This is a genomic window from Alcaligenes sp. 1735tsa3 (assembly GCF_024134565.1).
Taxonomy (GTDB): Bacteria; Pseudomonadota; Gammaproteobacteria; order Burkholderiales; family Burkholderiaceae_B; genus Alcaligenes; species Alcaligenes phenolicus.
This window is the reverse complement of record NZ_CP099862.1, coordinates 1057874-1071430: the sequence shown is the minus strand read 5'-3', so window position 1 is coordinate 1071430 and position 13557 is coordinate 1057874. Positions and strand designations below refer to the sequence as shown.

13 protein-coding genes are annotated in these 13557 nt (G+C 58.6%); 11 read left to right on the top strand and 2 right to left on the bottom strand.

Features of this window, described 5'->3' with window-relative positions:
* Nucleotides 1-88 precede the first annotated feature (88 nt).
* From NIZ92_RS04860 to NIZ92_RS04810, 11 genes are all read left to right on the top strand, one after another.
* Nucleotides 89-937, top strand: coding sequence for an RNA methyltransferase (locus NIZ92_RS04860; RefSeq protein WP_009457826.1), 849 nt, complete (start codon nt 89-91; stop codon nt 935-937).
* A 145-nt stretch (nt 938-1082) separates the two neighbouring features.
* Nucleotides 1083-1853 carry an IclR family transcriptional regulator gene (locus NIZ92_RS04855; protein WP_022983524.1) on the top strand — a complete coding sequence of 257 codons (771 nt, stop codon included), beginning with the start codon at nt 1083-1085 and terminating at the stop codon, nt 1851-1853.
* Nucleotides 1854-2484: 631 nt separating this feature from the next.
* Nucleotides 2485-3894, top strand: coding sequence for a short-chain fatty acid transporter (locus tag NIZ92_RS04850; RefSeq protein WP_254002786.1), 1410 nt, complete (start codon nt 2485-2487; stop codon nt 3892-3894).
* Between the two features lie 9 nt (nt 3895-3903).
* Nucleotides 3904-5184 carry an amidase gene (locus NIZ92_RS04845; protein ID WP_254002785.1) on the top strand — a complete coding sequence of 427 codons (1281 nt, stop codon included), beginning with the start codon at nt 3904-3906 and terminating at the stop codon, nt 5182-5184.
* Nucleotides 5185-5241: 57 nt separating this feature from the next.
* A complete protein-coding gene (mdcA, locus tag NIZ92_RS04840; RefSeq protein ID WP_009457830.1) occupies nt 5242-6924 on the top strand; it encodes a malonate decarboxylase subunit alpha in 1683 nt (560 codons plus the stop codon).
* A 34-nt stretch (nt 6925-6958) separates the two neighbouring features.
* Nucleotides 6959-7309, top strand: coding sequence for a malonate decarboxylase acyl carrier protein (mdcC, locus tag NIZ92_RS04835; protein ID WP_009457832.1), 351 nt, complete (start codon nt 6959-6961; stop codon nt 7307-7309).
* On the top strand, nt 7306-8208 hold the full coding sequence (locus tag NIZ92_RS04830; RefSeq protein WP_035270906.1) for a biotin-independent malonate decarboxylase subunit beta: 903 nt from the start codon (nt 7306-7308) through the stop codon (nt 8206-8208). Before mdcC ends, NIZ92_RS04830 begins: the two co-directional genes overlap by 4 nt.
* On the top strand, nt 8205-8918 hold the full coding sequence (mdcE, locus tag NIZ92_RS04825; protein WP_226348580.1) for a biotin-independent malonate decarboxylase subunit gamma: 714 nt from the start codon (nt 8205-8207) through the stop codon (nt 8916-8918). Before NIZ92_RS04830 ends, mdcE begins: the two co-directional genes overlap by 4 nt.
* Complete coding sequence (mdcG, locus tag NIZ92_RS04820) at nt 8918-9622, top strand: malonate decarboxylase holo-[acyl-carrier-protein] synthase (protein ID WP_254002784.1); 705 nt, start codon at nt 8918-8920, stop codon at nt 9620-9622. Before mdcE ends, mdcG begins: the two co-directional genes overlap by 1 nt.
* Nucleotides 9612-10574, top strand: coding sequence for a triphosphoribosyl-dephospho-CoA synthase (locus NIZ92_RS04815; RefSeq protein ID WP_254002783.1), 963 nt, complete (start codon nt 9612-9614; stop codon nt 10572-10574). The genes mdcG and NIZ92_RS04815 overlap by 11 nt, the downstream gene beginning before the upstream one ends.
* 2 nt (nt 10575-10576) lie before the next feature.
* Nucleotides 10577-11506 carry an acyltransferase domain-containing protein gene (locus NIZ92_RS04810; protein ID WP_254002782.1) on the top strand — a complete coding sequence of 310 codons (930 nt, stop codon included), beginning with the start codon at nt 10577-10579 and terminating at the stop codon, nt 11504-11506.
* A 30-nt stretch (nt 11507-11536) separates the two neighbouring features.
* Here NIZ92_RS04810 and NIZ92_RS04805 read toward each other — a convergent pair whose 3' ends face one another.
* The gene (locus NIZ92_RS04805) at nt 11537-12472 is read right to left on the bottom strand and encodes a LysR substrate-binding domain-containing protein (protein ID WP_254002781.1); all 936 of its coding nucleotides are present in this window, start codon (nt 12470-12472) and stop codon (nt 11537-11539) included.
* Nucleotides 12473-12680: 208 nt separating this feature from the next.
* Complete coding sequence (locus tag NIZ92_RS04800; protein ID WP_035271438.1) at nt 12681-13493, bottom strand: mechanosensitive ion channel family protein; 813 nt, start codon at nt 13491-13493, stop codon at nt 12681-12683.
* Nucleotides 13494-13557 lie beyond the last annotated feature (64 nt).

Below are 13557 nucleotides of genomic sequence, written 5' to 3'. Positions count from 1 at the left end.
AATAATTGAGCCTGCCTGGCGTGCCCTGTTGCAGGGCAAAATCGCGTGAGCAGACACAGGAAGCGTAGCTTCAAAGTAGCTATTTTAAATGACTCAGACGCAAGCATCGGCATTTGATGATAATTTTCACCGGGTTCGCTTCATTATGGTGCAACCCAGCCACCCTGGAAACGTGGGCGCAGCAGCGCGAGCGATCAAAACCATGGGCTTTGGCGACTTATGTCTGGTCGACCCGCTAGACCCGGACGTTGCACAAAACCCTCAGGCAATCTCGCTGGCAAGCGGTGCCGTCGACGTTTTGGAGCAAGCAACTATTGTTCCCACTCTGGCGCATGCACTGGAACCGGTCACTCTGGCTTTTGCCCTGACGGCCCGCCCCCGCTATTTAGGACCGCCAGCCGCCGATATACGTCAGACTGCCGAACTGAGCCGTGAGCATCTGCGCCAGCACGCCGGAACCGTCGCCATTGTGCTGGGGACCGAACGCGTGGGCCTGACCAACGATCACATCAGCCAGTGCCAATACGTCTGCCATATTCCGGCCAATCCTGAATACAGTTCCCTGAATGTCGCCCAGGCTTTGCAATTGGCTGCCTGGGAATTGCGCTACGCGCTGCTGGCTGAAAGCGGTGCCAGCCTGCTGCCCCATACGGATGGCAAGGCAGACCCTGGCAAGGAGCTGGCTCCCCAAGCCAAAGTGCAAGCCTTGCTGCAGCACTGGGAACAGGCCATTGAAAGCGTCAAGTTCCTGGACCCCAAACACCCCAAGAAGCTGGTGCCCCGCATGCAGCACCTGTTCGGTCGCGCCCAGCTTAGTTTGGACGAAGTGGATATGTTGCGCGGCCTGTGTACCGCCATGATCAAGACCGCCAAAACAGCGGGCCACCCCATCCCCGAACAACGTAAAGACGAGTCGGCAGGCCCGGAACATCGCTAAAACCTGCCTTCAAACGCGCTACCCCTCTTGCCCGCTGCACCCAGCGGGCATTGTCTTTTATGAGCGATCACACAGTGGACACTTTCTTGGCTGGCGTATATTCTTACTGAGTTACTTTTTCGGTAAGCAATAGCTGTTTTCAAGCATGAACACTCCCGAGACCGTAGAACCGCAGGATCAGGCCGGGCCGCGCACCTTGCAACGCGGCCTGCTGGTGCTCAAGACTTTGCAGAATCATCAAGGCAAAGGACTGAGCGTCACCGACCTGTCGCGCGCCACGCAATTACAGCGCCCCACCATCTACCGGCTGCTGGCCGCCCTGATCGATCACGGTCTGGTTCAGAACAGCAGCCATAGCCGTCGCTACAGCGCCACGCGCCAGGATCAGGGCCTGTTTGGACTGGACCCGCGTGTCACCATCATGCAGCCCATCATGCAAGAGCTGGCTCAACAGACTGGCGACGCGGTCTTTCTGGTGGGCCGCGATGGCGACGACTCCGTTAGCCTGTGGCGCGAAATTGGCCCCTACCCGGTACAGATTCTGGCCACTTATGTCGGCAAGCGTCAGCCTTTGGGCGTGGGTTCGGGTGGCATGGCCTATCTGGCCACACTTGGGGACGAAGCGATCGAGCAGATTATCGAACGCAATGCCAATCAACTGGATCAGTACGGTGGCATGACTCAGCGCGAGATGCGCCAGTTGGTCACCAACACCCGTATCCGGGGCTACTCGGTTGTAGGCAATTACGCCGTACGCGGTGCTTTGGGTGTGGGCTGCGCGTTGTGCGATCACAAAGGCCGCCCCATTCTGGCCATGAGTGTCACGGCCATTACCGAGCGCATGCCTGCGCCACGGCAAAAAGAAATTGCCGGTTTGCTGCGCGACGCGCTGGATTCGGTCGCCGACAAGTTTTAAATCTGGGCGGATTTCTCCCCCTGAAGGGTGTCGGGATCGTTAACACCCTCATCCGCACACAGCCTGCCCTGTGTGCTTTTTTACGTCTCGAAGTTCATTCCCTCTGTCTGCTTTTCCAATCAACGCAGATGGCTCCTCCAGGCTCAGCCTGTCAAAAAAAAGAGAAACTACGCCGACGATAAGCCTGCCCCCTTCCCCAGCCGCATTCATCCCAGCTTGGCTTCTGAAAAAACAGCTCCATTTCAAACAGCGCCCTATCCACCATTCAAACTGATCCTCTAATCAGTTCGTTTTAGCTAAATATCCCCATCTCCCGTAAAACACGCGGCTTTATACCCAAAGCCGCGTGTCGCAGCATTCGCAAGCCCTTTCCCCCTAGGGTTAACGCGTCATCGTTTCGCCGCGCGTAAATAAAACAACATTTGCTTTATTGATCCACGCACTAGCCTGTCGCTATCTTGTGGGCACAACGATAAGCCCCCTAAGGGGCACACCATAAAAAAGGAAGGCGAGATACAGGCAACAGTCATTACCGAGGAGTACGCGCTAGCGGGACTGTGTATCCAGCATCCACATCCATCAGCCGACCCACTAGCCAGGTCGGGGAGACAAAAACAAGGATAAGTTCATCATGAACACCACTGCTACCCTCTCGGCCAAACCCAGGCCAAACTTGCTGACCCGCTTTACCAATATCTGCGTGCGTTACGTAGAAAAGTGGATGCCGGACCCGTATCTGTTCGCCGTCATCCTGAGCTTGCTGGTTGTAGGACTGATTGCCCTGTTTGTCGATGGCGCCACCCCCGGAGGAATGGTGGATGCCTGGTATCGCGGGGTATGGGGCCCCAAAAGCATTTTCACCTTTGCCCTGCAAATGGTGCTGATTCTGGTGACGGGCTACACCCTGGCCGAAGCACCACCCTTGAAACGCGCCATCATCTGGTTGGCCTCCCGTGCCCGCACACAAGTTGAAGGCGCCCTGTTGTGCTTTGCCGTGGGCGCGATCTTCTGCCTGCTGAACTGGGGCCTGGGTCTGGTGGCTGGTGCCCTGGTTGCACGCCAGGTTGCCCGCCGTTTGCCCAATGTGCACTTTGGTTATCTGATTGCCTCGGGCTATATGGGCTACCTGCTCTGGACTCAAGGTCTGTCCAGCTCGATTGCCCTGGCCAATACCGATCCCAACAGCCCCATCAACGTCATCCATCAACTGACCAGCATGACGGTGCCTTTCAGCCTGACCATTTTCCAGCCCTATAGCTGGATTCCGGTCGTGGCCCTGATCATCCTGCTGTTCCTGACGATCTGGCGCATGGAGCCGGACTACGCCTTACCACCCGACCCGGCCGTCTTTGCGGACATTGAGAAAGACCTGCCCAAAACCAAGTCCAGCACCCCAGCCGAAAAGCTGGAAAACCTGTGGATTCTGAATGTGCTGTTCTTTGCCGCGGGTATGTACTACTTCGTGCGCAGCGGTTTTGCGCTGAACATCTCATCCATGATCATGCTGTTTACCGTCACCGGTGCCCTGCTGCACTGGACGCCTATCCGCTTTATCAAGTCCTTTGTCGAGTCCGCAAAAACGGCAGGCCCGCTGATTCTGCAGTACCCGCTGTATGGCGGCATCATGGGCTTGCTGGCCTATATCCCTATGGAAGGCGGTCGCGCCCTGGAAGAAATTCTGTCCTCCGCGCTGGTGACTGGGGCCAATGAATACACTCTGCCCTTCCTGACCTTTATCGCCTCCATCATCATCTCGCTGTTTGTTCCTTCCGGTGGCGGACACTGGGGTGTGCAAGGCCCCATCGCCGTGCAGTCGGCCCTGGCCATTGGTCAGGACAGCCCCGCCTATCTGGGCCTGATGTCCATGGCCGTGGCTTTTGGTGAAGCGGTGGCCAATATGATTCAGCCCTTCTGGCTCCTGCCTGTGCTGGCCATTGCGCGCCTGAATGTACGACAGGTCATGGGCTTTACCGTCGTGGCCTTTCTGATTGGCACCGTCATTTTGACGATTGCTATTCTTATCGCACCCTTCACGATCTAAGGACGCGCCATGTCTGTGAATGATTTCGCTACCCGAAACAGGACATCTAGCCAGGAGGCAGCAGAGGCAGCAATTGCCCGCTACGAACAAACCGAGGATCTGATTCAGGCCTTTGCCCATCTGGACAAGGAGCAGGTACGGCGTGTCGCCCAAGAGCAGGAGAACAACACCGGCCCTTTAAAGGGGCTGGTCATCGGCATCAAGGATTTGATCAATACGGCGGACGCTCCAGCCACCTATGGTTCGCCCATTTATCGCGACAACCGCCCCACCCAGGACGCTGCCATTGTGCAGGCCCTGCGTGCGGCCGGTGCCGTGCCTTTTGGCAAAACCGTCACCACGGAATTTGCGCTGTTCAGCCCTCCCAAGACACGCAACCCCTGGAATCTGGAGCACACGCCGGGCGGTTCGTCATCCGGCTCGGCCGCTGCCGTGGCCGCCAATGTGGTGCCGGTAGCTTTGGGCACCCAGACAGCGGGGTCCGTGGTACGCCCCGCCACCTTCTGCGGAATTTATGGCTTCAAACCCAGCTTCGGCGCCTTGCCCAGCAGCGGCTTGAAAACCATCAGCCCGTCTTTGGATACCGTGGGAATCCTGGGCCAGCGGCTGGAGGATGTGCGCCGTGTGTTCAACGCACTGCGCAGCACGCCGGAATTATCGCAAGTCCTGCAGCAAGCCCCTTTGCGCCTGAGCTTTTTGCACACGCCCTGGTGGGAGGACATTGCCGAGGATTTGCGTGATCGGCTGGAAGCGACCGTAACTCACCTGAAAACGGATGACGGCCAGTTTGAAGTTCAGCTTAGCGACAGGGACAGTCTGTTTGGTGAACTGACCCACGCGCAGCAAACCATCATGGGAGCTGAAGTACTGGCCCATTTAAGCCATGAACGCCAGCAACACCTGGAACTGCTCTCGCCTGCTTTGCAGACTTATCTGGATAAATGCGCACAGACTCAACCTGCCGAACTGATTCAGGCTCAAGGCCTGATCAATCAGGTCAAGCGCCAACCCGAGCTGATCTTCGGCGACGCAGACCTGATCCTGAGCGCAGCCGCCTTGGGCGAGGCTCCCACACGCGACACCACGGGCGATCCCGTGCTGTGCCGTGCCTGGACGGCATTGGGCATTCCATGCATCAACTTGCCCATCGGCTTTGGCAGCCACGGGCTTCCTTTAGGACTGCAAGTGGCTGCCCGCCCTGGGCAAGATGACCTGCTACTGGAAGCGGCCACCCGCATTGCCCATCGCCTGGGCACATTAACTATCGCGCTGCCTGAACTCCGAACCTGAAGGGTCGGGCAGCTTACTCAACGGATCACATCGACAGAGGTAGGACAGGGAAACCCAATGACGGACAGCAACTGGAATCTTAAGAATCAAGCCCGCCAGCAAAGACTGCAACGTGCCAGCCGCGCACTGGGAGACTCTTTGCAAGGCAAGATATGCAGCACGGATAAAGCCAGCAGCTTGCTGGAAGCCGTATTACAAGTAGGAGATCGAGTATGTCTGGAAGGCAATAACCAGAAGCAGGCCGACTTTCTGGCCGACGCACTGGTGGGCGTCGACCCAGCGCAGATTCATGACCTGCACATGGTGCAATCCGTGCTGGCTTTGCCCCAGCATCTGGATGTGTTTGAAAAAGGCATTGCCAACCGCCTGGACTTCAGCTTTTCCGGCCCGCAAGGTGCGCGCCTGGCCAGGCTGGCCTCGGCAGGACGGCTGAACATCGGTGCCATTCATACCTATCTGGAGTTGTTTGCCCGTTACTTTGTAGACTTGACCCCGAATGTCGCGCTCATCGCGGCCCAGGCCGCCGATGAGCACGGCAATCTGTACACCGGCCCCAATACCGAAGATACCCCGGCTATTGTGGAAGCCACTGCCTTTTCCGGCGGCATTGTCATCGCCCAGGTCAACGAGCTGGTCGACAGCAAGACCACCCGCCTGCCGCGTGTGGACATTCCCGCCGACTGGGTGAACTTTGTCGTGCCCGCTCCCCGCCCGCACTTTATCGAACCGCTGTTTACCCGCGACCCAGCCCAGATCAGCGAAATCCAGGTCTTGATGGCCATGATGGCGATCAAGGGCATCTACGCGGAATACGGTGTGCAACGCCTGAACCACGGCATCGGTTTTGATACCGCCGCCATTGAATTGTTGCTGCCCACTTACGGCGAATCACTGGGCCTGAAAGGCAAGATTTGCCAGCACTGGGCCTTGAATCCGCATCCTGCCCTGATCCCGGCCATCGAAGCCGGTTGGGTGCAATCGGTGCACTCCTTCGGCTCCGAGCTGGGCATGGAAAACTATCTGCGCGCCCGCTCCGATGTGTTCTTCACCGGCCCGGATGGCAGCATGCGCAGCAACCGCGCGTTCTGTCAGGCGGCTGGCCACTACGCCTGTGACCTGTTCATCGGCTCCACCTTGCAGATCGACCTGCATGGCAATAGCTCCACCGCCACGCTGGGCCGTATTGCCGGTTTTGGTGGCGCACCCAATATGGGCGCAGATGCACGCGGTCGTCGCCACGCCAGCCCCGCCTGGTTGAAAGCCGGGCAAGAGGCACGCCAAGGACGCCAAGGTGCAGCCGGTACGCCACGTGGTCAGAAGCTGGTGGTGCAGATTGTGGAAACCTTCCGCGAACACATGACGCCCGCCTTTGTGGACACCCTGGATGCCTGGACCCTGCAGGAGCAGACCGGCATGGATCTGCCGCCCATCATGGTGTACGGCGACGATGTCACTCACATCCTGACAGAAGAAGGCATCGCCAATCTCTTGCTGTGCCGTACCGACGAAGAGCGCGAGCAAGCCATACGGGGCGTTGCCGGCTACACGCAAGTGGGCCTGGGCCGAGATGCCCGCATGGTGGAGAACCTGCGCGATCGCGGCATCATCCGTCGCCCTCAGGATCTGGGCATAGACCCACGCCAGGCCACCCGCAATTTATTGGCCGCACGCAGCATGCGGGATCTGGTTCAAGCCTCCGGCGGGCTGTATCAACCTCCGGCACGCTTCCGTAACTGGTAATGGCCCGCCACGCTATTTGCATTAGGAGATCACGATGACAAACATTCCTCACGGCCTGGAAACTCTGGCCTATAGCTTCAAAGGACAAGAGCCTATTGGCACCTTCCAGCCTGTGCTGGTGGGCGTGGTAGGTTCGGGCAATCTGGAAGTGCTGGCCGAGCCCAAGGACAGCGCCGAATGCACCATCCATATTCATACCTCGGCACGTGGTTTCTCCACGATCTGGGATGCGGTGGTGCGGGACTTTCACCAGCGCCATCCGCTGGCCGGTATTCACTTTGACATTAACGATATGGGGGCCACCCCTGCCGTGGTCAGTCTGCGTCTGGACCAGGCCGCCAGCGAAGCCCTGGCACGCAGCCAAGCACAAGGAACACAGTCATGAGTAGTTATCTGGAATGTTCTGCCCGCCAGCGCGTCCAGGCTCTGTTTGACGCCAACAGCTTTCACGAATGGCTGCCCCCCGCACAACGCTTGAGCAGCCCCCATCTGGCCCAGTTGGGAGTGCCTTCTTCCTTTGATGATGGCGTAGCTATCGGCCGCGCTTTGCTGGAGGGGCAGACCGTGTATGTGGCGGCGCAGGAAGGCGAATTCATGGGCGGTGGCGTGGGCGAAGTCCACGGCGCCAAGCTGGTGGGCCTGCTGCGTCGAGCCATGACTGACCGTCCTGCAGGCGTAGTGCTGCTGCTGGAGTCCGGTGGTGTGCGTTTGCACGAAGCTAACGCCGGTTTGATAGCCGTCTCGGAAGTGATGCGCGCCCTGCTGGACACGCGTAATGCCGGAGTGCCTGTGATTGCTTTGGTAGGCGGGCAAAACGGTTGCTTTGGGGGTATGGGCATTGTGGCCCGCTGCACCAACCACCTGATCATGAGCGACGTCGGCCGTCTGGCCATGTCCGGCCCGGAAGTGATTGAAGCCTCCCACGGAGTCGAAGAATACGACTCCAAGGACCGCGCTTTGGTCTGGCAAACCAGTGGCGGAAAACACCGCTGGCTGACTGCCGATTGCGACGACCTTGTACCGGACACCGTGGCCGCTTTCCGCGCCGCTGCCGTACAAGGCTTGAAGAATCCAGCTCGTGGTCCCGTCACCCTGGAAGAGCTGGAACAGGAACATCAGCTGCTGGCACACCGCGCAGCCCTGCTGCCTGTGGAGCAATGGGACCAAACTGAAAATCAGGCCCAAGCCTTGTGGCAAGCACTGGGGCTGGAACAAAGTGATCAAGTCGGGCAGATGGATGCTGCAGCCGTCAAAGCATTACGCAGCCAGGAGGCGCTGTCATGAAATGGGAAACACTGGTGCAATCGCTGTTCGATACGCAGCACAGCATTAGCGAACAGGATTTGTTCTTGCAAGGCAATGCCGAGTTTGATGGTGAAACCTTGGCCGTGATCGGCACGACGGAACACGCCCCCATCGGCGTGTCCCTGGCCTTGACCCAGGCACAGGCCGTGCTGGACACCATCAAGAACCATCCTGGCCGTAGCCTGCTGCTTTTGGTCGATACCCAGGGCCAGCAACTGCGCCGCCGCGATGAGCTGCTTGGCATCAACCGCGCCATGGCTCACTTGGGTATGTGCCTGGATCTGGCCCGACGCAAAGGCCACAAGGTCATTGGGCTGGTGTACGACCAGGCCCTGTCCGGTGGCTTCATCACCTCCGGTCTGATTGCCGATGCCTGCTATGCCGTGCCCGAAGCCGAAATTCGCGTCATGCGCATTCCTGCCATGGCCCGCGTGACCAAGCTGCCCGAAGCCATGCTGGAAGAGCTGGCGCAGTCCAATCCGGTCTTTGCGCCCGGCGTAGGCAATTATGTGGCCATGGGAGGCATTCAGTCTGTCTGGGACAGCAGCTCGCCAGAGCAACTGCGTGCTTCCTTGCGGGCAGCACTGGCTCAATCCAATGATCAGGATCGCCGCGCCAGCGATGGTGCCGAACGTGGTGGCCGCCGCCTGGCTGCCCAGATCATTGAACAGGTCTTGCAGGCATCCTGATGAACGCCCAGCCGCCCGCTCGCCGTCACCACCTGATCACGCTGGACAACACAGCCTGGGATCAGGTGTTGGCTGATCTGGAGCCGACCAGCCACGTCTGCCAGAGCCTGCGTCAATGGCAGGCTCGAGGCTGGCCGCTGGTCGTCAGCCGTCAGCCAGGCGAACTGCGTAGCGGACAGTTGCAAGTGGGTATTCCTTTACCGAGCGATTGGGGGCGGCAACGTCTTTCCCTGATCGTTTCCCAGAACCAGAGCCTGTCTTGGGGCAGTTTTCCCCTCGCCCACGAAGCCCAAACCTTATTGCCAGCCTCCTTGGCGCAAGACTGGCTGAGCTTATGTAAGCGTATGCAAGCACATGGCTGCACGGCTCAGGTCTATGGCAGTTATGGCTGGGAGCTGATCACAGGACAGGGCTATGTGCGTGAAGGTTCAGACCTGGATTTGCTGCTACCCGTGCAGAGCGCCACGCAAGCAGATCGTCTGGTGGAGCTATTAAGTGCAATCAGCGAATTGTCCGGTTTGCCCCGCCTGGATGGCGAGTTACTGTTCCCCGATGACGCCGCCATTGCCTGGCGTGAATGGCAACAATGGCGCAGCGGTGCCAGCAGCAAAGTCATGATCAAACGCACTCATGGTGTACGTATTCAGGCGCACTCGGACTGGCCCGAGCACGCTCCTGCTCCGGAGTCCTCTCATGCTGCTTGATGCAATTGAAACCAGAACATTGGCGCATCGCCCCACTGCCGCCGACTTCATGGATCCATCTCGTTCCTGGAGTTGTGCGGCCATAGGCCGTGCGGCGGTTCTGGCGCTGTATGACGAACTGATTCTGGCTCCCAAACCGGGGCTGGTTTCCTTGCTCGACAGCGGCAGCCATGACGATATGGATGCCAGCACTTTTTATCGCAGTCTGTTTGCCCTGCGCCATTATTTTTCGGACATGGCGGCTCTGGGCCAACAGCGTGTTCCATTCAGCCAGCTGCAAACTCGCGGGATTGCAGCGGAGGCTCGCATGCAGGCGGCAACCGGGGGCATCAATACCCACCGAGGCGCCATCTTCATGCTGGGCCTGCTGTGCGCAGCCGCAGGCGCTTGCCTACCTTTTCGCACCCTGACTCCCGCCACGATTCGGGACCAACTTCAAACATTATGGGGGGCGGCTTTACAGGCCCGCAGCCTGCAAGCTTCGTCCGCACTGCCGGGTGGACGGGCGGTACGCCGCTATGGCTTGCAAGGCGCGAACCAGGAAGCAGCCCAGGGCTTTCCCACCTTGTTTGAAACGGCCTGGCCCGCCTGGCAAGTCGCTGTCAAAACTTTGTCTCCGCACAGCACACCAGTGGCAGAACAGCGGTTGCAAACCGTGGGTTTGCATACCTTCTTTTCTGTTATGGCGGTCCTTGACGATAGTAATCTGGCCCATCGTGGCGGACTGGAGGGGCTACACTACGCGCGCCGCTGCGCCATGCACTACCTGCAAGCAGGCAGTGCATTCAGCCCCGATGCGGTGCAACGCGCCCAAGCCTTGCATCAAGCCTTCATGAAGCGTCGCCTGTCCCCCGGCGGCGCAGCCGACACCCTGTCGGCCTGCTGCTGGCTGGATCGCTTGCAAGCCTATGCACCCGGCAGTGCCAGCCAGCGTCGCCCTACTGGAGCCTGACTATGAAAATCGCCCTGCTGTTTTCCGGGCAAGGCATGCAATACGCAGACATGCTGCCCTGGATAAATCCGGCCAATCCCTTGCTGCTGCAAATGCAGGAGCAGTTGCACGTTCCCGATTGGCGCGCTGCCATGCGCGATACCCGTTGGGCCAGCACCAATGCCCATGCCCAAGTTGTGCTGACAGCTTGCGCCTTGGCCGCTTGGCAGGAATTGCAGGAGCACGTCCCTGCCCTGCAAACCTCCAGGCGATCTTTGGTGGCCGTGGCGGGCTACAGCATTGGTGAACTGGCAGCCGCTTGTGTAGCGGGTGTGTTATCGACCAGCGATACCGTCACGCTAGCCAAACAAAGAGCCGCCTTGATGGATCAAGCCGGGGCCGGACAGGACAGCAGCATGGTGGCCATAAGTGGGGTTTCAATCCGGACGATTGAGCAATGGTGCCAAGCGCACGGCGCTGCCCTGGCCATACGCAATGGTCCTGATAGTGCTGTCTGTGCGGGACCACGTGACAAGCTTGCTGCCCTGGAAAAATTCGCTCAAGAACAAGGGGCACGTTGCACACCCCTGGCCGTGAATATTGCCTCCCATACCCATTGGATGAGCAGCGCATCCCAGGCCTTTCAAGAGCAACTGAATCAAAGCGAACTGACTGCCCCGACCTTGCCTTGGCCCACCAATGCCGGTGTATGGGTACATAACGCCACTACCGCTGCCCAGGCCTTATCAGCGCAGTTGATGCAAACCGTGCAATGGGATTCGTGCATGGAGCAGATTGAAGAGCGACAGCCCAATGTGGTGCTGGAGATTGGTCCGGGCCGCAGTCTGGCGACCATGTGGAATCAACGCTATCCGGAGCTTCCTGCGCGCGGTGTGGATGAGTTCCAAACCCTGGATGGCTTGCAGCGCTGGCTGTCTCGCTGGGCTGGATAAACGCAGGACAGCGGCTTGCGCAGACCCGCATCAGCCCGACGTCGGCCCTTCTTTTTCCAACTGAGTACGCACGATCCGGCAGGCCCGTAACAAGCTCAACACATTCGGGCTGCGCTCGCGCGACTTCATGCACACCAGGCCGATACGCTGTGAATGTCGATACTTCGGCTCCAGGCTCAGCCACTGAATCTTGTCAGAAAAAACCGCTTTGGCTCGCGCAGGTAAAAGGGAGCATCCCACACCACCACTGACCAGGCTCATCAAGGAAAAGATGTCTCCGGTGCGCATCACAATATCGGCATCAAACCCGGCTTTGGCCAACATGCGCTGCATGTCCCGCCCCGTTGCAAAATCATCGGTCAGCGACACAAAACGTTCCTTGGAACAACGCTCCAGATCCACCACGGACGAGTCCGATCCTCGCCAATCCATGGGAGCAGCAAACATCAGTTCATCATCAAAAATGGGCAGCACTTCCAGATCATCCGGTTGCTCCTGTGGCAACTCGATAAGGGCTGCGTCAATATGACCACCCCGCAACTTTTGCAGCAGCTTCTCGTTGGAGTCCAGCACCAGATCAATCTGCAATAAAGGCTTGTGAACCTTCAGCTCTACCAAAAGGCGCGGCACCAAACGTATCGTCAGCGAATACATGGAGCCTATGCGCAACTGATCCGACGAATACCCCCCGGCTTCGCGGGCAGCATCAATACCGTGCTGCAAGGTACGTATGGTTTCCTTGGCCGCTTCGGCCAGCTCGCGCGCCGACTCCTGTGGCACCAGGTTGCGGCCTTCCTGCAAGAACAGCGGGCAGCGCAACCCTTCCTCCAGGCTTTTCAAGGCCCGATGCACGCTCACCGCACTGGTGCCCAATTGTTCTGCGGCACGGGCAATCGTGCCGGCTTCCAGAAAAGCCAGCAGAACTTCCAGGCGTCGTACCGTGATTTTTTCGTCGATCAGAAACATCGTGAGGGCAGGTGGAAAAACAGCGCCAGAGCAAAGAGTACAGTATGGGAGAAGCCCGCAGTAAGTCCAATGCAGGCTAACCCGAAAAAAATGCCCCAAGCCGCTAAAAGCAAGGCTCGGGGCATTCATACTTTCTATCGGAACCGCATGGGCTTGAAGCCTGCAGGACACGGTTCAAAGCCGGAGTCAGGCCTTGAACCCATCATGTTCACGCAGCCTTTTTCTCGCCAACCGACTGCACGATTTCACGTACTGGAACGGGCGTCTGCAAACCAGCCTGATTCAGCACTTGGACCGCACGGCGGAACAGATCAAAACGGGCATCCCAGAAGTCAGCAGCATTGATCCACGCACGCAGATTGACGGTGATTACGCTGTCCTTGTACTCCATGACCATGACCAAAGGAGCCGGGTCTTTCAGCACCTGAGGATGTTCATTGAGCAGGTCTTGCAGCAGCTTGATGGCCAGGTCCAGATCATCGCCATAACGTACGCCCACCCCGAAGTCCAAACGACGAGTGGTGTTACGGCTGTAGTTGATGATAGGGTTGCCCCAGATCAGGCTGTTGGGCAGCGTGAATTGAATGCCATCCACTTGCTCAAAGCGGGTCAGGAACAAACCCACTTCCTGCACAGTGCCGTCACCTTTACCAACAACCGACACAAACTCGCCCGCACGCAAGGGACGCAGCATCAGCAACATGATGCCGGCGGCGATATTCTGCAGTGTGTTCTGCAAGGCCAAGCCCACCGCCAAACCGGCGGCACCCAGTACCGCGATAATGCTGGCGGTCTGCACACCAAAACGGGCCAACACGGCAATCAGCACAAAGATGCGGATTGTCCAGACCGTTACGGACTGGGCCATAGGCACAATCGTCGGATCCACTCGAGGCGAGCGGGCTGCCATGCGCTTGATGGCACGACCGGCGACGGCAGACAGCCACCAGCCAATAATCAGAATCAACAAAGCAATCACGACGTTGAGCGCAATCGCGACAACGGCTGGAAACTCTGTCATCCAGGCTTGCAATTTTTCCACGTTTCAATCTCCTCAATTAAAAGGCAAAGCACCGAAGGGACTG

Bases quoted from the DNA above. Each gene is read 5' to 3' on its own strand.
- NIZ92_RS04860 (WP_009457826.1), top strand. From the start codon at position 89: ATGACTCAGACGCAAGCATCGGCATTTGATGATAATTTTCACCGGGTT.
- NIZ92_RS04855 (WP_022983524.1), top strand. From the start codon at position 1,083: ATGAACACTCCCGAGACCGTAGAACCGCAGGATCAGGCCGGGCCGCGC.
- NIZ92_RS04850 (WP_254002786.1), top strand. From the start codon at position 2,485: ATGAACACCACTGCTACCCTCTCGGCCAAACCCAGGCCAAACTTGCTG.
- NIZ92_RS04845 (WP_254002785.1), top strand. From the start codon at position 3,904: ATGTCTGTGAATGATTTCGCTACCCGAAACAGGACATCTAGCCAGGAG.
- mdcA (WP_009457830.1), top strand. From the start codon at position 5,242: ATGACGGACAGCAACTGGAATCTTAAGAATCAAGCCCGCCAGCAAAGA.
- mdcC (WP_009457832.1), top strand. From the start codon at position 6,959: ATGACAAACATTCCTCACGGCCTGGAAACTCTGGCCTATAGCTTCAAA.
- NIZ92_RS04830 (WP_035270906.1), top strand. From the start codon at position 7,306: ATGAGTAGTTATCTGGAATGTTCTGCCCGCCAGCGCGTCCAGGCTCTG.
- mdcE (WP_226348580.1), top strand. From the start codon at position 8,205: ATGAAATGGGAAACACTGGTGCAATCGCTGTTCGATACGCAGCACAGC.
- mdcG (WP_254002784.1), top strand. From the start codon at position 8,918: ATGAACGCCCAGCCGCCCGCTCGCCGTCACCACCTGATCACGCTGGAC.
- NIZ92_RS04815 (WP_254002783.1), top strand. From the start codon at position 9,612: ATGCTGCTTGATGCAATTGAAACCAGAACATTGGCGCATCGCCCCACT.
- NIZ92_RS04810 (WP_254002782.1), top strand. From the start codon at position 10,577: ATGAAAATCGCCCTGCTGTTTTCCGGGCAAGGCATGCAATACGCAGAC.
- NIZ92_RS04805 (WP_254002781.1), bottom strand. From the start codon at position 12,472: ATGTTTCTGATCGACGAAAAAATCACGGTACGACGCCTGGAAGTTCTG.
- NIZ92_RS04800 (WP_035271438.1), bottom strand. From the start codon at position 13,493: ATGACAGAGTTTCCAGCCGTTGTCGCGATTGCGCTCAACGTCGTGATT.